Source organism: Paraburkholderia sp. GAS333 (assembly GCF_050435665.1).
Lineage (GTDB): Bacteria > Pseudomonadota > Gammaproteobacteria > Burkholderiales > Burkholderiaceae > Paraburkholderia > Paraburkholderia fungorum_A.
The window spans coordinates 1,354,251-1,372,378 of sequence record NZ_JBNDKS010000002.1; the positions used below are offsets into that span (position 1 = coordinate 1,354,251).

Annotated in this window: 11 protein-coding genes; 7 read left to right on the top strand and 4 right to left on the bottom strand. The window is 62.7% G+C overall.

Annotated elements, in window-relative coordinates; genetic code table 11:
* The first annotated feature begins 248 nt into the window (after window positions 1-248).
* The 3 genes from ABH945_RS15190 (at window position 249) to ABH945_RS15200 (ending at window position 5,321) form a co-directional block, all read left to right on the top strand.
* The gene (locus ABH945_RS15190; RefSeq protein ID WP_074763451.1) at window positions 249-1,901 is read left to right on the top strand and encodes an acetolactate synthase large subunit; all 1,653 of its coding nucleotides are present in this window, start codon (window positions 249-251) and stop codon (window positions 1,899-1,901) included.
* Window positions 1,902-1,919: 18 nt separating this feature from the next.
* On the top strand, window positions 1,920-3,356 hold the full coding sequence (locus ABH945_RS15195; RefSeq protein WP_429251005.1) for an aldehyde dehydrogenase family protein: 1,437 nt from the start codon (window positions 1,920-1,922) through the stop codon (window positions 3,354-3,356).
* Between the two features lie 471 nt (window positions 3,357-3,827).
* Window positions 3,828-5,321: a DEAD/DEAH box helicase gene (locus tag ABH945_RS15200; RefSeq protein ID WP_429251006.1), complete on the top strand. Its 1,494-nt coding sequence runs from the start codon at window positions 3,828-3,830 to the stop codon at window positions 5,319-5,321.
* Between the two features lie 90 nt (window positions 5,322-5,411).
* Here ABH945_RS15200 and gluQRS read toward each other — a convergent pair whose 3' ends face one another.
* Both gluQRS and ABH945_RS15210 read right to left on the bottom strand, forming a co-directional pair.
* The gene (gene gluQRS / locus ABH945_RS15205; RefSeq protein ID WP_429251007.1) at window positions 5,412-6,314 is read right to left on the bottom strand and encodes a tRNA glutamyl-Q(34) synthetase GluQRS; all 903 of its coding nucleotides are present in this window, start codon (window positions 6,312-6,314) and stop codon (window positions 5,412-5,414) included.
* 34 nt (window positions 6,315-6,348) lie between these two features.
* Window positions 6,349-7,212 (bottom strand): sulfurtransferase, encoded by an 864-nt coding sequence (locus ABH945_RS15210; RefSeq protein WP_429251008.1) that lies wholly within the window; start codon window positions 7,210-7,212, stop codon window positions 6,349-6,351.
* 344 nt (window positions 7,213-7,556) lie between these two features.
* Between ABH945_RS15210 and dnaE the strand changes: the two genes are divergently transcribed.
* On the top strand, window positions 7,557-11,117 hold the full coding sequence (dnaE, locus tag ABH945_RS15215) for a DNA polymerase III subunit alpha (RefSeq protein ID WP_429251009.1): 3,561 nt from the start codon (window positions 7,557-7,559) through the stop codon (window positions 11,115-11,117).
* A gap of 224 nt (window positions 11,118-11,341) precedes the next feature.
* Here dnaE and ABH945_RS15220 read toward each other — a convergent pair whose 3' ends face one another.
* Window positions 11,342-12,097 (bottom strand): glycosyltransferase family 2 protein, encoded by a 756-nt coding sequence (locus ABH945_RS15220; protein ID WP_429251010.1) that lies wholly within the window; start codon window positions 12,095-12,097, stop codon window positions 11,342-11,344.
* Window positions 12,098-12,440: 343 nt separating this feature from the next.
* On the opposite strand from ABH945_RS15220, the gene msbA reads away from it, so the two are divergent.
* Window positions 12,441-14,234, top strand: coding sequence for a lipid A export permease/ATP-binding protein MsbA (gene msbA / locus ABH945_RS15225; protein WP_074763458.1), 1,794 nt, complete (start codon window positions 12,441-12,443; stop codon window positions 14,232-14,234).
* Window positions 14,235-14,288: 54 nt separating this feature from the next.
* Here msbA and ABH945_RS15230 read toward each other — a convergent pair whose 3' ends face one another.
* Window positions 14,289-15,452, bottom strand: coding sequence for a glycosyltransferase family 9 protein (locus tag ABH945_RS15230; protein WP_429251011.1), 1,164 nt, complete (start codon window positions 15,450-15,452; stop codon window positions 14,289-14,291).
* Between the two features lie 306 nt (window positions 15,453-15,758).
* Between ABH945_RS15230 and ABH945_RS15235 the strand changes: the two genes are divergently transcribed.
* Both ABH945_RS15235 and ABH945_RS15240 read left to right on the top strand, forming a co-directional pair.
* The gene (locus tag ABH945_RS15235; protein WP_429251012.1) at window positions 15,759-17,126 is read left to right on the top strand and encodes an O-antigen ligase family protein; all 1,368 of its coding nucleotides are present in this window, start codon (window positions 15,759-15,761) and stop codon (window positions 17,124-17,126) included.
* A 16-nt stretch (window positions 17,127-17,142) separates the two neighbouring features.
* Entirely contained in the window at window positions 17,143-18,078 is a 936-nt protein-coding gene (locus ABH945_RS15240) for a glycosyltransferase family 2 protein (RefSeq protein ID WP_429251013.1), read from the top strand.
* Window positions 18,079-18,128: the final 50 nt, after the last annotated feature.

The following is an 18,128-nucleotide window of genomic DNA, read 5'->3' on the forward strand; positions in this document are numbered from 1 at the left end:
GGCGGCTCTCTTCCTCCCTGCCGCCGTTCGCTGATTCCCGTTTGCTCCCGTCTCATGCCAGCCGCGCGGCATTGCCCGGCTGCGCGCAGCCTTTTTACCTCAGGAGTAAGCTGTCCCGCGTGGCATTCGCCATGCCGTCATGCCATGCCGCGCGCTGTCCGCGTGGCCGCCGTCTTCTTCGATCGTCCATCCCCGGACCTTAACGGACGGGCTTGCAGCCCCGTCGGTATCATCAAGCGAGACTCTCAATGAAAGCATCGGACCTGTTCGTCAAATCGCTGGAAGCTGAAGGTGTCGAGTATGTGTTCGGCATCCCCGGTGAAGAAAATCTCGATCTGCTCGAATCGCTGCGCCGCTCGAAAATCCGTCTGATTCTCACGCGTCACGAACAGGCCGCCGGCTTCATGGCCGCCACTTATGGACGGCTGACCGGCCGCACGGGCGTCTGCCTTGCCACGCTCGGCCCCGGCGCGACCAACTTCGTCACCGCCGCTGCATACGCGCAACTGGGCGGCATGCCGATGCTGATGGTCACCGGCCAGAAGCCGATCAAATCGAGCAAGCAGGGCCATTTCCAGATCGTCGACGTGGTGCGGATGATGGAGCCGCTCACCAAGTACACACGCCAGATCGTGTCGATCAGCAATATTCCGGCGGCCGTGCGCGAGGCGGTGCGTCAGGCCGAAGAGGAGCGCCCGGGCGCCACGCACCTCGAGTTGCCCGAAGACGTCGCGCACGAAGAGGGCGACGGCAAGCCGATTCCGAAGAGCTACAGCCGTCGTCCGGTCGCCGAGGAAAAAGCCGTTGCGCGCGCGGTCGAGGCGATCACTCAGGCGAAGCATCCGCTGCTGATGATCGGCGCGGGCGGCAATCGCAAGACCACGACGAAGATGCTGCGCGAGTTCGTCGACCAGATCGGCATTCCGTTTTTTACGACGCAGATGGGCAAGGGCGTGATCGACGAATCGCATCCGATGTGGCTCGGTAACGCGACGTTGTCCGATGGCGACTTCGTGCATCGCGCGATCGATCACGCCGACTGCATCATCAACGTCGGTCACGACGTGATTGAGAAGCCGCCGTTCTTCATGCGCAGCGGCGACGCGGGCGAGAAGACGGTGATCCACGTGAATTTTCTGGGCGCGGAAGTCGACACGGTGTATTTCCCGCAGATCGAAGTGGTCGGCGATATTGCCAATGCGGTGTGGCAACTGAAGGAGAGTCTGAAGGAGCGCCAGGAGCATTGGGATTTCACGCGTTTCAAGGAGATCAAGGCGCATTTCGAGGCGCATCTGGTGAAGGGGCAGCACGACGAGCGTTTCCCGATGTATCCGGTGCGGATCGTCAACGACGTGTACGAGACCACGCCGGTGGACGGTATCGTGTGTCTGGACAACGGCATGTACAAGATCTGGTTCGCCCGCTATTACCGCGCGCACGAGCCGAATTCGCTGCTGCTCGACAATGCGCTCGCGTCGATGGGCGCGGGTTTGCCGTCGGCGATCGCCACCAAGATCGTGCACCCGGATCGCAAGGTGATGGCCGTGTGCGGCGACGGCGGCTTCATGATGAATTCGCAGGAACTGGAGACGGCGGTGCGTCTGCGGCTCGATCTCGTCATTCTGATCCTGCGCGACGACGCGTTCGGCATGATCCGCTGGAAGCAGGAGAACATGAATTTCCCCGATTACGGGATGACGCTGAACAATCCGGATTTCGTCGCGTACGCGGAAAGTTATGGCGCGAAGGGGCACCGGATCGAATCGGCGGATCAGTTCGCGCCTTTGCTGCGCGAATGTTTCGTGACGCCGGGCGTGCATGTGATCGATCTGCCCATCGACTATTCGGATAACGAGCGCGTGCTGAATCGCGAGATCAAGCGGTTGTCGGCGCAGCTTTGAGTTCAAGGAGAACGAGTCATGTTGAAGAAAACCTACCCGTACTACCTGGCGAACGAAGCGGTGGCCGCCAACACCGATCTCGAAGTCACCGATAAATTCAGCGGCGAAGTGGCAACGCGCGTCGCGATGGCCGACGCGGCCGCGATCGACAAGGCCATCGGCCACGCGGTCGACGCGATGCCCGCGATGCGCGCGTTCCCGCCGTTCAAACGGCAGGCGGTGCTCGAACATTGCGTCGCGCGGTTTCGCGAGCGCTACGACGAACTGGCGCTTGCGCTGTGCATCGAGGCGGGCAAGCCGATCAACGACTCGAAGGGCGAGGTTACGCGGCTGATCGACACGTTCAAGGTGGCGGCGGAGGAGAGCGTGCGGATCGACGGCGAGATCATCAATCTGGAAATTTCGCCGCGCGCGAAGGGATATCACGGGTATGTGAAGCGCGTGCCGATCGGGCCGTGTTCGTTCATCTCGCCGTTCAATTTTCCGCTGAACCTGACCGCGCACAAAGTGGCGCCCGCGATTGCCGCGGGCGTGCCGTTCGTGTTGAAGCCGGCGAGCCGCACGCCGGTCGGCGCACTGATCATGGGCGAGATTCTCGCGGAAACCGATCTGCCGAAAGGTGCGTTTTCGATTCTGCCCGCGCATCGCGACGGCGCCGATTTATTCACGACCGACGAACGCTTCAAGCTGCTGTCGTTCACCGGTTCTCCGGCGGTCGGCTGGGATCTGAAGGCGAAGGCCGGCAAGAAAAAGGTGATTCTGGAGTTGGGCGGCAACGCGGCGGCGATTGTCGACGGCGATCAGGGCGAGAAACTTGACTACGTGGTCGACCGGCTCGCGTTCGGCGCGTTCTATCAGTCGGGGCAAAGCTGTATTGGCGTGCAGCGGATTCTGGTCCACACGAAACTTTATGACGCGCTGCGCGAGAAGTTGATCGCGAAAACGAAGTCGCTCGTGATGGGCGATCCGAAGAACGAAAAGACCTTCGTTGGGCCGATGATCTCCGAGTCGGAATCGAAGCGTCTCGCCGGATGGATGGACAGCGCGGTGCAGGCGGGCGCGAAGATCGTCGCGGGCGGCAAGGTGGACGGCGCGATGTTCGAGGCGACGCTGCTCGAAGGCGTGAAGCGCGACACGGATCTGTATCGCAAGGAAGCGTTCGGGCCGGTCGCGATTCTGGAGCGTTTCGACGATTTCGACGCCGCGCTGGCGACGGTCAACGACAGCGACTTTGGGTTGCAAGCCGGCGTGTTCACGGATTCGCTCGCGCATGCACACCGCGCGTGGGACATGCTCGACGTGGGCGGCGTGGTGATCAACGATGTGCCGTCGTTCCGGGTCGACAACATGCCGTACGGCGGCGTGAAGGATTCGGGGCTGGGGCGCGAGGGCGTGCGCTACGCCATCGAGGACATGACCGAGATGCGGTTGATGGTGATGCGGGAGACGTGGTGAGGGGAGGGGAGGGGGCGTTCTGGGCTTGCGCAGCTACCAGGTCGCTCGCCGTCTCACTGGCGCCAGGTCGGACCCTGGCGCAGCAGGATGCCTATCCATAATGGTGTCAAATGCTGTCACGTCACTGTCGTGTGCGCGCACTACGCTCGCGAAAGGACGGCACGGCCAGAAATACACCCTGCATGAACTGGCACTTTGATGCCAAATCCGGGCGTTCCGGGGCCGGTTCGCCCCGGCTTTTCACCCGCCTACGCAGAAACGCAGCACATGCGCCATGAGTGTTTTTGCTGAAGTGCTACAATACCGGCCTTTCCGGCGGGTGTTTCCGCCGGCCGGAGCCGGCCGCAGTTTTCCCGTAATACTGACGGGTCCCGTGCGGAACGCCGTGGCTCCGCCTTCATCACGATGCCCTCTGCGGTTCCGACCGCTGCTGCGCGCACCGCGCCAAGCGCATTTTTAGCGAAAGCCACCATGTCCGACACAGCCGTCACGCCCAGCACTGCGACTTTTGATCAATTCGGTCTCGCGCCCGACATCCTGAAAGCCGTCAAGGAATCGGGCTACACCACGCCCACGCCGATCCAGGCGCAGGCGATTCCCGTCGTGCTGGCCGGCCGTGACGTGATGGGCGCTGCCCAGACTGGCACCGGCAAGACCGCGAGCTTCTCGCTGCCGATCATCCAGCGCCTGCTGGCGCATGCCAGCACGAGCGCATCGCCCGCCCGCCATCCGGTGCGCGCGCTGATCCTCACGCCGACCCGCGAACTCGCCGACCAGGTCGCCGCGAACGTGCAGTCGTACGCGAAACACACGGCGCTGCGCAGCGCCGTGGTGTTCGGTGGCGTGGACATGAATCCGCAATCCGAGCAACTGCGCCGCGGCGTCGAAATTCTGATCGCCACGCCAGGTCGTCTGCTCGACCACGTACAACAGAAAACCGCGAATCTCGGCCAGGTGCAGATTCTCGTGCTCGACGAAGCCGACCGGATGCTCGACATGGGCTTCCTGCCGGACTTGCAGCGCATCCTGAACCTGCTGCCGAAAGAGCGTCAAACGCTGCTGTTCTCGGCCACTTTCTCGGGCGAAATCAAGAAGCTGGCGGCGACCTATCTGCGCAATCCGCAGACTATCGAAGTCGCGCGCAGCAATTCGACCGCGACCAACGTCACGCAGATCGTCTACGAAGTCGCCGAGGGCGACAAGACTGGCGCGGTCGTCAAGCTGATTCGCGATCGCAGCCTGAAGCAGGTGATCGTGTTCTGTAACAGCAAGATCGGCGCGAGCCGTCTGGCGCGCAGTCTCGAGCGCGACGGCGTGGTCGCGACCGCGATTCACGGCGACCGCTCGCAGAACGAGCGCATGCAGGCGCTCGAAGCATTCAAGCGCGGCGAGATCGAGGCGCTGGTGGCGACCGACGTCGCCGCGCGCGGTCTGGATATCGCTGAATTGCCGGCTGTGATCAACTTCGACCTGCCGTTCAACGCGGAAGATTACGTGCACCGCATCGGTCGTACCGGCCGCGCAGGGGCGTCGGGCGACGCGTTGTCGCTGTGCAGCCCGAACGAGCGCAAGCAGCTTGCCGATATCGAGAAGCTGATCAAGCGTCCGCTGGACGTGCAGCGTCTGACCGTCGACACGCCTGTGCGTCATCACCATGAAGAGCGTGCGCCGCGTCGCGAGCGCAGCACCGAAGGGCGCGAGGGTCGTGAAGGCCGTGACGAGCGCGGTAGCCGCCGCCGTACGGGTGCGCCGTCGTCGGGTTCGTTCGATCGGCCGCATCATCATCGCGCGCAGCCTGTGGACGACTTTTTCCTGAAACCGTATGAGCCGTCGCCGGCTTCGGTTCGCAAGGTTGAAGAGGCGAATGCTGCTTCGGCGGCTCCGCAGAAATCGGGTTCCAAGCAGCCGCTGGCTGCATTGCTCGGCGGGTTCGGCATGCCGCGGAAGTCGACTTCGTCTTCCTGATTGTGGTTGCGAAGGCCTTTGAACGCCTTCGAACATCTTTAAAACGCTTCGGCGTATCGAGCGCTTCGCGGTTTCACCGGCGAGGCGCTTTTAGTTTCCGATGTTCATCCGCGTGTCCATCCGTTTGGCCCATGCAGCCGTTGCGGCTTGATAAAAGCTGTCGAGCGTCGCATGGTCCGAACCGGCCAGATCCATTTCCAGTCCCAGGTGCCGCGCGGCAGCGCCCAGTGCTTCCAGCGGATTTTCCGTGTCCAGCGCGGTTGCGCCGTTTTGCTTGCTGAGCTTCTCGCCGTGCTCGTTCGTGACGACCGGCACATGCAGATACTGCGGAGTCGGCACGCCAAGGCAATGCTGCAGATAAATCTGCCGCGCCGTCGAATCCATCAGATCCACGCCGCGCACGATATGCGTGATGCCTTCATCGGCATCGTCGACCACGACCGCTAGTTGATATGCCCATTGATCGTCCGCGCGCCGCAGCACGAAATCGCCGACCTCAGTTGCCAGGTTTTGCGTCTGCTCGCCTTGCCAGCGATCTTCGAAGGTGATTGCAGCGGCGTCGCCATCGGGCACACGCAGACGCCAGGCGCGCGCGGGCTTGCCGTTGAGTCCATGACGGCATGTGCCGGGATAGGCGAGGGTCGTATTGCGCGCGTGCACGTGCAGCAGCGAATCGGCGATTTCCTTGCGCGTGCAGCCGCACGGATAGATCAACCCGGTGGACTTCAACTGCTCCAACACCTGCGCGTAGCGCGGCATGCGCCCGCTTTGCCAGACCGGCGTTTCGTCGGCGTGCATGCCGAAGCGTTCGAGTGTTGCGAGGATATCCTCGGCGGCGCCCGGCACAGTGCGAGGGCCGTCGATGTCTTCGATGCGCACGAGCCACGTGCCCTCATGCGCACGCGCGTCGAGCCAGCTGGCAAGCGCGCTGACCAGCGAGCCGAAATGCAGCGGCCCGGTAGGTGACGGCGCGAAGCGCCCGCGATAGGTCATGGTCGAGCGGCCCGCAACGCAGGTAACGCCGCCATCACGCGGCGCGCGTTGCCTTGCTGTCCGGATGGCACTCCGGACACGTCTTGCCCGCCACGTACATGGGCGATTGTTGTGCCTCGGGCGGCACCACGGCGCGGCAGCCGAAGCACTGCACGGTCGCGGTCGGCTCCAGTTGCGGGTTCAGCGCGGTGCGGTAATCGAACACGAAGCAGTCGCCGTGATAGTGCGCGCCGCCCACTTCCTCGAAGTACTTCAGAATGCCGCCTTCGAGCTGATACACGTTCTCGATGCCGACTTCCTTCATGTGGATCGCGGCCTTCTCGCAGCGAATCCCGCCGGTGCAGAACGACACGACCGTCTTGCCCTCGAGATCGGCGCGATTGTTCTCGATCACCTCTGGAAATTCGCTGAATTTCGCGATGCGGTAGTCGAGTGCGTTGTCGAACGTGCCGACATCCACCTCGAACGCGTTACGCGTATCGAGCATCACGACCGGGCGGCCCTCGTCGTCGTGACCGCGGTCCAGCCAGTGCTTCAGCGTAGGTGCGTCGACGAACGGCGCGCGGCCGAGTTCCGGCTTGATGGCCGGCTTTTTCATCGTGATGATTTCGCGCTTGAGTTTGACCAGCATGCGCGTGAACGGCTGCTTCTCCGAAATGCTTTCCTTGAATTGCAGCGACGCGAATTTGCCCTCGAACAGCGGATCGTGGCGGATGTAGTCGATGAAAGCGTCGGTGTTGTCGCGCGTGCCCGCGACGAACAGGTTGATGCCTTCCGGCGCGAGCAGAACGGTGCCGCGCAGGCCGAGCGCATTGCAGCGTTCGGTGACCGGCGCGCGCCATGCGGCGGTGTCTTCAATGGTCGCGAAATAGTACGCGGAGAGATTGACGATACTCATGTGTGTCCAGCGGTAAGAAGTGGCCAGCGTCGCGGAGAGCGGCGCGTATTCAGGCGCTCGCGTTCAGACCCCGCATTGGGAGTCGGCCCGGCGCGGCCAAGTCGAAATAGGCGAAACCGCTATTATCCCTCAACCTGACGTTTTCCCCGACTCGGCCAAATGGCCAGGGGTTTGCGCTAGAGCAAACCGCTCACTAACTTGCGGAAAAAATTGCCGCGAACGGCTGTGAGTAACGTCCGCAGACATGTGATTAAAGTGGGTGCGGTGCGGTGACGCATCGGTGCCCCAGGCCGAACGGCCAACGTCGCGTTCCGGCCTGAAAACTCCGCGAGGCTGGAGTTACAATGTCGCCCATGTCAGATCCCCGCTTCGTTCATCTCCGCGTCCACTCCGAATTCTCGATTGCCGATGGCATCGTGCGCCTTGACGACGTCGTCAAGGCCGCGGCCAAAGACGGTCAGGGAGCGCTCGCCCTCACCGACCTCGGCAACGCGTTCGGCCTCGTCCGTTTCTATAAGGAAGCCCGTGGCAAAGGGGTCAAACCCATTGCCGGCTGCGACGTCTGGATCACCAATCCCGACGACCGCGATAAGCCTTCCCGTTTGCTGCTGCTGGTCAAAGACCGGCGCGGCTACCTGAATTTGTGCGAATTGCTGAGCAAGGCATCGCTCACGAATCAATACCGTGGACGCGCGGAAGTCGAAGCCGGCTGGCTCGAATCCGGTCTCGGCGAAGGTCTGCTCGCGTTGTCCGGTGCACAGCAGGGCGACGTTGGCCTCGCGCTTGCCGCAGGCAATGAAGAAGCGGCGAAGCGCAATGCGCTGCATTGGGCGAAGGTGTTTCCGAACGGCTACTACATTGAGTTGCAGCGCAGCGGTCAGCCGGGCGGTGAGCATTACCTGCAGCAGGCGGTTGCGCTGGCGGCGTCGCTGAAATTGCCGGTGGTCGCCACGCACCCGATGCAGTTCATGACGCCCGACGATTTCACCGCGCACGAAGCGCGCGTGTGTATTTCCGAAGGCGACATTCTCGCGAATCCGCGTCGCCAGAAGCGCTTTACGGGTGACCAGTATTTCCGCACGCAGGAGGAAATGGCTGCATTGTTCGCCGACATTCCGTCGGCGCTCGCCAATACGGTCGAAATTGCAAAACGCTGCAATCTCACGCTCGAACTCGGCAAGCCGAAACTGCCGCTGTTCCCGACGCCCGACGGCATGTCGCTCGACGACTATCTCGTGCAGTTGTCGAAAGAGGGCCTCGAAAAGCGTCTCGAACAGCTTTATCCGGACGAAGCCGAGCGCTCTGCACAGCGTGAGACTTATTACCAGCGCCTCGATTTCGAGTGCGGCACGATCATCAAGATGGGCTTTCCGGGCTACTTCCTGATCGTTGCGGACTTTATCAACTGGGCGAAGAACAACGGCGTGCCGGTCGGGCCGGGCCGGGGTTCGGGCGCGGGCTCTCTGGTCGCTTATGCGCTCGGCGTGACCGACCTCGATCCGCTGCGCTACAACCTGCTGTTCGAACGTTTTCTGAATCCGGAACGGGTCTCGATGCCCGACTTCGACATCGACTTCTGCCAGCACGGCCGCGATCGCGTGATCCAGTACGTGAAAGAGAAATACGGCGCGGACGCGGTGTCGCAAATCGCGACGTTCGGCACGATGGCGGCGAAGGCGGCGGTGCGCGATATCGGCCGGGTACTCGATCTCGGCTACATGTTCACCGACGGCATCGCGAAGCTGATTCCGTTCAAGCCCGGCAAGCACGTCACGATTGCCGACGCGATGAAGGAAGAGCCGCTGTTGCAGGAGCGCTTCGACAACGAAGACGAAGTGCATCAACTGCTCGAACTCGCGCAGCGCGTGGAGGGCCTCACGCGTAACGTCGGCATGCACGCGGGCGGCGTGCTGATCGCGCCGGGCAAGCTGACCGATTTTTGTCCGCTATACACGCAGGGCGACGAAAGCGGCGTCGTGAGTCAGTACGACAAGGACGACGTCGAAGCCGTCGGTCTCGTGAAGTTCGACTTTTTGGGTCTGACCACGCTGACCATTCTGGATTGGGCCGAGCGCTATATCCGCCGTCTCGATCCGTCGAAGCAGGACTGGTCGCTCGGTCAGGTGCCGCTCGACGATCCGGCGTCGTTCTCGATCCTGAAGAAAGCGAATACGGTCGCCGTATTCCAGCTGGAAAGCCGCGGCATGCAGGGCATGCTGAAAGACGCGCAGCCCGACCGTTTCGAAGACATCATCGCGCTCGTCGCGTTGTACCGTCCGGGCCCGATGGACCTGATCCCGAGCTTCTGCGCGCGTAAGCATGGCCGCGAAGTGGTCGAGTATCCGGACCCGCGCGTCGAATCTGTTCTGAAAGAGACCTACGGCATCATGGTCTACCAGGAGCAGGTGATGCAGATGGCGCAGATTATCGGCGGCTATTCGCTGGGCGGCGCCGACTTGCTGCGTCGCGCGATGGGTAAGAAGAAGGCCGAGGAAATGGCCGAGCATCGCGAGTTGTTCCGCCAGGGCGCCGCGAAGAACGGTCTGACCGCCGAGAAGGCCGACGAAATCTTCGACTTGATGGAGAAGTTCGCGGGCTACGGCTTCAACAAGTCGCACGCGGCCGCGTATGCGCTGCTCGCGTACTTCACCGCGTGGCTGAAGGCGCACCATCCGGCCGAATTCATGGCGGCGAATATGTCGCTCGCCATGGACGACACCGACAAGGTCAAGATCCTGTTCGAAGACTGTCTGACGAACAAGATGGCCGTGTTGCCGCCGGACGTGAACCAGTCCGCGTATCGCTTCGAGCCGGTTGCGGAACCTGACGGCAAGAAGTCGAAGACGATCCGTTACGGTCTCGGCGCAATCAAGGGTAGCGGTCAGAACGCGATCGAAGAAATTCTGCGCGCGCGTGAAGACGGTCCGTTTATCGACATTTTCGATTTCTGCAACCGGATCGACCGGCGCGTCGTCAATCGCCGCACGGTCGAGGCGTTGATCCGCGCCGGTGCGTTCGACACGTTGCACGCAAATCGCGCGCAACTGATCGCATCCGTTTCGCTCGCGATGGAGGCCGCCGAGCAGGCGGCCGCGAATGCGTCGCAGGCAGGCTTGTTCGACATGGGCGACGCGCCGTCGCAAGGTCATGAACTTGTCGACGAACCCGAATGGCCGGAAAAGAAGAAGCTGCAGGAAGAGAAGGCCGCGCTCGGCTTCTATCTGTCGGGCCACCTGTTCGACGCTTACAAGAGCGAAGTGCGGCGTTTTGTGCGTCAGAAAATCGGCGAGTTGAAGGAAGGGCGTGACAAGCTGGTCGCAGGCGTGATCGCGTCGATGCGCACGCAGATGACCCAGCGGGGCAAGATGCTGATCGCGCTGCTCGACGACGGCACGGGTCAATGCGAAGTGACGGTCTTCAACGAGACGTTCGAGGCGCACAAGCATCTGTTCAAGGAAGACGAATTGCTGGTCGTCCAGGGGCAGGCGCGGAATGATGCGTTCACGGGCGGCATCCGCTTTACCGTCGAAACGGTGATGGATCTCGGCCGCGCGCGCTGCCGTTATGCCGAGGCCGTCAAGGTGCAGATGAACGGCAATGCAGACGCGCTGGCGTTGCGTCGCGTGCTCGAAGCGCATAGCGCGGGTAAGGATGAGCCGCAAGCAGCGGCGCCGGCGGTTTCGTCGCGTGGCGGCGGAGGCGGGCGTAATGGTGGCGGGTATGGTGACCGTCAGCGTCAGGCGGTGCAGATTCCTAACGGGCTGGCGGTGCAGGTGGTTTATCGCAGCGAAAACGCCGAAGGCGAGATGCGCCTGGGCGACGCCTGGCGCGTGAAGCCGACCGACGAACTGCTCGCGGCGTTGCGCGGCGAGTTTGCAGGAAGCTCGATCGAGATTGTTTATTGACGGTGGGCGGGTTGGTCGGGGCGGTGTTCGTGTCGGTGTTTTCACGCGGACCCGGACTTCGGCTGAGGCTCAGGCTCAGTCTTTACAGACTCAGGTTCGAGTAAGGTAAAAGGCGAGGTAAGGACCTAGTGGCTTATTCCGGCTCCGGTGCGTTCCACGCGTAGCGCCCGGGTCTGCAAGGGGGCAAACCGCGTTGCCCCCACGCTCTTCAACCCACCTCACCGCTATCCCTTCTCCCCCAACCGCGCCAGCTTCAAAAACCGGTAGTACACAGTCTCCGCATTGAATACCGCGATCATGAAACCCGCGCGGCCGTCCAGAAAGCCGCGCCGTAACAGGTAGGTCCGCACGAACGCCCACGCACCGCGTCCGAGCGCCTTGCCGAAGCTGCCGCGCTTGCCTGCCGCATGACGTTGCTGCGCGCCCGCCGTCGAATAGGCGTCGAGCTTGCGCAAGACGCCTTCGAAGTCCTCGTACGAGTAGTGCATCAGCTTGCCGGTCAGATGCTGCGCGGGCGTGTCGAATACCAGGCGCTCGTGTACCAGATCGTCGGAGAAGCGCGCCGCGTCACGTTTGAACAGACGCGGGATCCAGTCCGGATACCAGCCGCTGTGGTGAATCCAGTGTCCGCAGAAGCTCGACAGGCGGTCGACGGCGTAGACGTCGGCGGTAGGCGTGATGAGCGCTGCGCGGATCGCCGAGGCCAGTTCCGGCGAGACGATTTCGTCTGCGTCGATGGATAGAACCCAGCTTGTGCTGAGCGCAGCTACCGCGCGGTTTTTTTGCGGGCCGAAGCCCGGCCAGTCGGTTTGCTCGATCACGCGCGCGCCGTGTGCGCGGGCGATGTCGGCGGTGCCGTCGGTGCTGCCGCCGTCGATCACGACGATCTGATCGGCGAACGCCACGGCTTGCAGGCATTCGGCCAGTCGCGCCGCCGCGTTTTTAGTGATGATGGCGACGCCGAGTGTGGTTTCTTGCATACCTGAAGTACGTGGGAGCGTGGAAAACGGGACTAAACGACGAAGTGGCGGGTGCCAGCAGGTGGGAGTTGATCAGCCTCAATTAAGCCGAAAAGTGCCTCCGCCGACGGTTTTCGCGAGTATACACAGCGCAGTGCTACCGGCGTTACGCCAGCTCGCCAGCATGCGAGTCGGAATACGGGCGGGGAATGCCCGCCCATGCCGGGTCGCGAGCCCGCGCAAGTCCGCACGGTTCGCGGCCATCACGCCATCCCCAACCGTTTACAATGGCGTCTTTTGATACCCCACCCGGCGGACATCCCGCCCGCCGCGTGGTTGCTGTCCCGCATTCACAGAGGATTCCTTGAGCGCGAAGTCTACGTTAAGCAAAACCATCGGTTCCGGCGAGGGTTCGTCACCTGCCGTCGTCATGAGTCGACTTTGGCCGTATATCAAACCGCTGATCTGGATTCTTCTCGGCGCGATTATCGCAATGGCCGTCAGCGCCGCCACGGACGCGGCGATCCCGGCATTGCTCAAGCCGCTGCTGGACAAGGGCTTCGGCGCGCATGCCAGCGGCAAGACCAAGTGGTTCGTGCCGGCGGCGGTGATCGGCCTCGCACTGGTGCGCAGCCTGTCGCAATACGCGTCCGGCTATCTGCTTGCCTATGTGACGAACAAGATCCTGCTTGAGCTGCGCCTGAAGATGTTCAGCCGCATGATCCACACGAGCGTAGCGTTCTTTCAGCGCGAAACCGCGAGTACGGTGATCAACGCGATCGTTTTCGAGGTGAACCAGATCCTGAACGTGCTGCTGAGCGTGCTGGTCACGCTGGTGCGCGATTCGCTCACCGTGATTTTTCTGCTCGGCTATCTGTTCTATCTGAACTGGCGTCTGACGCTGATCGTCGCGGTACTGCTTCCGGCGATCGGCTGGCTGGTTGGCAAGATCAACCGCCGGCTGCGGCGCCTCAACCGCGAGCAACAACTGCTAACCAATCAACTGTCGTACATCGTCGAGGAATCGGTGGGCGGTTATAAGGTCGTCAAGGTTCACAACGGCCAGCAATACGAAATGAACCGCTTCGAGGCAATGAGCAAGCTTCTGCGCGGCTACGCGATGCGCGTATCCGTGTCCGGCGGCCTCGCGCAACCGTTGACGCAGTTCCTCGCGTCGATCGCACTGGCCGTCGTGATCACGATCGCGGTCGTGCAATCGTCGTCGGATCAGACCACGGTCGGCGGCTTTGTCGCGTTCGTCACGTCGATGCTGCTGATCATTTCGCCGCTCAAGCATCTGATGGACGTGAACCAGCCGCTGCAACGCGGCATGACGGCGTGCGAGCTGATCTTCGGTCTGATCGACGAGCCGTCCGAGCCGGAAGGCGGCGGCAAGCCGCTCGATCGTGCGCGCGGCGAAGTGGAGTTCCGCGACGTGACGTTTACGTACGGCGCGAACGCCACGCACAATCGCCACACGCTCGAGCAGGTGTCGTTCAAGATCGCGCCGGGCGAAATGGTCGCGCTGGCGGGGCCGTCGGGCAGCGGCAAGACCACGCTGGTGAATCTGCTGCCACGCTTCTTCGATCCGACCGGCGGCGCGATTCTGGTCGATGGCGTTGCGATTCCCGAATACGACCTGCACGCGCTGCGCAGCCAGATCGCGATGGTGAGCCAGGACGTCGTGCTGTTCAACGACACGGTCGCGAACAACGTCGCGTACGGCCAGGTGGCCGACGCGGAGAAGGTCAAGGCGGCGCTGCGCGCGGCCAACCTGTGGGACACGGTCGAAGCCATGCCGAACGGCATCGAGACGCTGGTCGGCGACAACGGCATGATGCTGTCGGGCGGTCAGCGGCAACGTCTCGCCATCGCGCGCGCGATCTACAAGGACGCGCCGATCCTGATTCTCGACGAAGCCACGTCCGCGCTGGATTCCGAGTCCGAGCGTCACGTGCAGGCCGCGCTGGAAACGCTGATGAAGGGCCGCACGACGCTGGTGATCGCGCATCGGTTGTCGACCATCGAGCGCGCCAACCGGATTCTGGTGATGGAAGCCGGGCGTATTGTCGAAAGTGGCAGCCATCGCGAGCTGCTGACGCAAGACGGGCTGTATGCGCATTTGCACCGCATCCAGTTCCAGCAGAACGCGGCTTAAGTTCGCAGCCCGCCATACGGAGACCGGGGAGGCGAACCTCCCTGGCGCTCCCACCTAAGCGGCAACCTCAGGCTTACCCGTTGCAGATAACTGCGTGCGGATCGCGTTCATGATCTCCGTCGGCGCGATCTCGTCGACGTCGCCGGTGCTCTGAATGCCGATCGAATGGCACTGTTCGGTCAGGCGCAGATAGGGCGGCTCGCGATCTGAAAACAGCGAGACGCTCGGCGTCGGCGTGGAATGAGCGACGTGCATCAAGCCGCCGTCCGCGCCCACGAAGAGGCTCGCCTGCGCCGCCATTTCGCGCGATTGCAGCAAGCTCAACTGCCCGACCAGCGAACTGATCGTCAGCGTGCTGAAGGTCCGTTTCAGCAGGTCCTCGGCCATGACCAATCCATTGTCCGACCCGAGCAGCACGACGTGCTTCGGCATGCCGCGCTCGTCCGACCGGTCGATGAGGTCCAGCAACGCCCCCCAATGCCGGTAAGTCCGGTTTGCATCGAGCCCGCCCACGGCGAGCGCCAGAAACTTGCTGCCCGGCAGAAACGCGCGCACCGATTCACGCGTGGACGCCTTCGCCGCCAGATAGGGCTTGCTCATCGACACGATGCCGGCGTCCGGATACCCCAGCCCAAATGCGTGATTGACCGCGGCGTAGCTGAAGGTGGTCTGGTTGCGGTCCGGTCCATAGAAGTACTGGAACAGGCACACATACGGCAGATGCCGGAACTGCCGCGCCTTCAGCTTGATGGACGGCAGGTTGTATTCCGACATCACGATCGCGTCGTAGGTGCGGCCGGAAAGTTGCTGTAAGTCGGAATAGACGTTCTGAAAAATATCGTCCTCTTCGAACAGCTTGTGCAGGTTCGGCAGCGTGAACAGGTCGATGTCGACGCCCCGGCCCTTCAGCAGCGCGCGGCCCGACATGTCCATCGTCGCATCGCCGAAATTGCGTTTGCCGGTGTAGATCCACAGCAGCCGCCTGACTGCGGCGGTGCTCTGGAGTTCGAGGCGGGCCTGGCCGCGCCAGCGGAGCAGCAGGTGCTTGTGAAGATACTTCTTGACGATCTTCGCCCGCGAAGTCTTGCGTAGAAACACTTCAGGCTCGTGCGCGACACCCGCCCAGGGAATGCGCACGGAGCGGTCGACGGCCTTATCCACGGCTTTTTTCAGTGCGGCAGGCGCGCTGCGGTAGAGCGCGCACATCAATCGGTTCATTGCTCGGAATGGCAGAAATTCGGGTTTCGCCGCCGATGAAACGCGCGCCGCGCGGTGACGTCGGCGGTACGCGGCGGCGGAATGAGGAGTTTCGTATGCTACCAGCCCGTGCCAGCCTGGTGGCGGCCGGATGCCGGCCCGCGCCCGCGTCGCAGCCGGTGCGGAAATGTCTGTGCGATTGGCGTGCGGCAGCAGGTTGCGAGCCCGGCACATTAATCGGATAAGGTCGGGAACCCGGTACAATGGCGGGGCCATCGTACCCGGTCGAGCGTCAACTGACACAGCGGCCGGTTAAATTTATAAGACATGTCGACGCCCGCCAAAATATCTTCTCTGAGCGTCAACTCACGAAGCCTGCTACCAGCGTTATTCCTGCTCACGTATCCGTCGGCCAGCCTGCTGATACACGGTGCAGGCAGTGCGTTGTCGATTGCGGCCGCGCTCGTTTCACTCGGTCTTCTTTTTGCCCCCAATAGCTGGACCGGCCTGCCGTCGTTCAAGTGGGACCGTACCGATCTCGCGCTGTGCATCGGCACCGCGTGTCCGTTTTTCGCCGTGCTGCTTGCAGGGGTCTGGCACGGCGCGATCATCGCCAACACACTGGATTCGCCTTCCCGTTTCTTTGCCGCCGCACCGTTCTTCCTCGTGTTGCGCCGCAGCTTGCCGCGCACGCTCGCGTGGAGCGATCTGTCGTTCGCGCTGGCCGCGCTCGTATCGCTCGGCATTCTGCTGATCGTGCCGCGCGATTGGGGCTTGGGCCGGCTCGGCAGCTACTTTCTGAATCCAATTCACTTCGGCGATATCGCTCTGGCCATGGGGGCGCTGTCCGTCATGTCGGTGAACTGGTGGCACAAGGATGGCCTGTTCGTGCGTATCGTCAAGGTGAGCGGCCTGTTCGCCGGGCTGGCCGCATCGCTGATGACGGGCTCGCGCGGCGGCTGGATCGCGATCCCGGTCGTGGCGGCGATGATTCTGTACATGCCCAGCCGTGACCGGTCGCGCAAGTGGAAAGTGGTATTTCCGTTGGTGCTCGTAACAATCCTGGCTGGCGTCTACGCGTTTTCGCCGACCGTGCGCGACCGCGTCGGCGATGTGTCGTCGGACCTCGTGAAGTACACGCACGGCGACAAGGACACGCCGATGGGCATCCGGCTGCAGTTGTACGAGGCGGCGGCCCGCATCGTCAGGAGCCATCCGGTGCTGGGTCTGGGCGGCGACGGCTTCCGCAACAGCATGCAGTCGTTTGCGAAAGAAGGGCTGCTCACGCCCGCCGCCGCGCAACTGGGGCGCGGCGAAGTTCATAATCAGATGTTTGCGTACATGACCGACTACGGGATGGTCGGCGGGCTTGCGGTGCTGGCCATTTACATCGTGCCGGGCATCATCTTCTGGCGGCGTCTGAACGCGCCGGCCTTGCCCGCGCGCCGGGCAGCGCTGATGGGACTAACCTTCATCGTGTCGTTCTGGATCTTCGGGCTGAGCGTCGAAACCTTCGATCTGAAAATGACGGTGTCGGTGTATGCCACGGTCATCGGCATTCTTGCCGCGTGCTGCGCGTATGCGGACAAAACCTGTGCTATCGCCGCAAGCGGAACCGGAAAGGCAACCGAACCGGCTCCCGCTCCGGCCTCGGCGAGCGCGCCCGGCCATTCAGCGCGCGACTCCACTCAATGAGACTTTCGATCCCTCCATGTTCAGTATCCTGATTCCGAGCTGGAACAATCTGCCGTATCTGAAGCTGTGCATCGACAGCGTCCGCCGTCACTCGGCGTTCGACCACGAGATCATCGTGCACGTCAACGACGGCTCGGACGGCACGCTCGACTGGGTTCGCTCGGAGGGCATTCGCCACACGATGAGCCAGGGCAACGTCGGGGTCTGCCTTGCGCTGAACGACGCGGCGCGGCTCGCCACGCACGACTGGATTCTGTTCCTGAACGACGACATGTTCTGTACGCCGGGCTGGGACCTCGCGTTCGAGGCGAGCCTGCGCTCGCTCGGGCATTCGTCGGCGTATCTGTCATCCGTGCTGATCGAGCCGACCGACACCGGCAATGTCAACGTGACGGCGGCGAACTTCGGCACCGGTCCCGACAATTTCGACGAAGCGGGTTTGCTCGCCTACGTCGCGGGCATGAAAGCGGCCGATCGCAACGGCGTGGCGTTGCAGCCGATGCTGATCAGCCGTCAGTTGTGGCATGCGGTAGGCGGCTACAGCATCGAGTTCGGACCGGGCATGAGCAGCGACGACGATTTCCTGATGAAGCTGTGGCTCGTCGGTTGCCGCGTGTTCCGCTCGGTCGGCGCGAGCCGCATTTATCACTTCGGCTGCAAATCGACCGGACGTATCCGCCGTAATCGCGGCGGCCGCGAGTTTCTGATGAAGTGGGGCATTTCACAGCGCGATTTCACGCGCGACTATATCCGGCAGACCGCCAGCGCGGCGCCTGGCAGCTTGCCCAATGTGCCGCGCGCGCCGTTCAAAAGCCGCTTCAAGCGCGTGCTGTACGCGCTGGGCCGTTATCCGTTCGAAGACCTCGAAGGTTGGGAACCCGATCTGCCGGCCCGGCTCACGTTCAACAAGCCGTTCGACGGGACGCCCGACGACCAGAGCGGGCGCAACTGATCCACGTCGCGCCTGGGCGGCACGATCCGCCTGCGCGCGTCATTCGTTGC

Coding starts and splice junctions, on each gene's coding strand:
- ABH945_RS15235 (WP_429251012.1), top strand. CDS start 15,759: ATGTCGACGCCCGCCAAAATATCTTCTCTGAGCGTCAACTCACGAAGC.
- gluQRS (WP_429251007.1), bottom strand. CDS start 6,314: ATGACCTATCGCGGGCGCTTCGCGCCGTCACCTACCGGGCCGCTGCAT.
- dnaE (WP_429251009.1), top strand. CDS start 7,557: ATGTCGCCCATGTCAGATCCCCGCTTCGTTCATCTCCGCGTCCACTCC.
- ABH945_RS15220 (WP_429251010.1), bottom strand. CDS start 12,097: ATGCAAGAAACCACACTCGGCGTCGCCATCATCACTAAAAACGCGGCG.
- ABH945_RS15210 (WP_429251008.1), bottom strand. CDS start 7,212: ATGAGTATCGTCAATCTCTCCGCGTACTATTTCGCGACCATTGAAGAC.
- ABH945_RS15195 (WP_429251005.1), top strand. CDS start 1,920: ATGTTGAAGAAAACCTACCCGTACTACCTGGCGAACGAAGCGGTGGCC.
- ABH945_RS15190 (WP_074763451.1), top strand. CDS start 249: ATGAAAGCATCGGACCTGTTCGTCAAATCGCTGGAAGCTGAAGGTGTC.
- ABH945_RS15200 (WP_429251006.1), top strand. CDS start 3,828: ATGTCCGACACAGCCGTCACGCCCAGCACTGCGACTTTTGATCAATTC.
- ABH945_RS15230 (WP_429251011.1), bottom strand. CDS start 15,452: ATGAACCGATTGATGTGCGCGCTCTACCGCAGCGCGCCTGCCGCACTG.
- ABH945_RS15240 (WP_429251013.1), top strand. CDS start 17,143: ATGTTCAGTATCCTGATTCCGAGCTGGAACAATCTGCCGTATCTGAAG.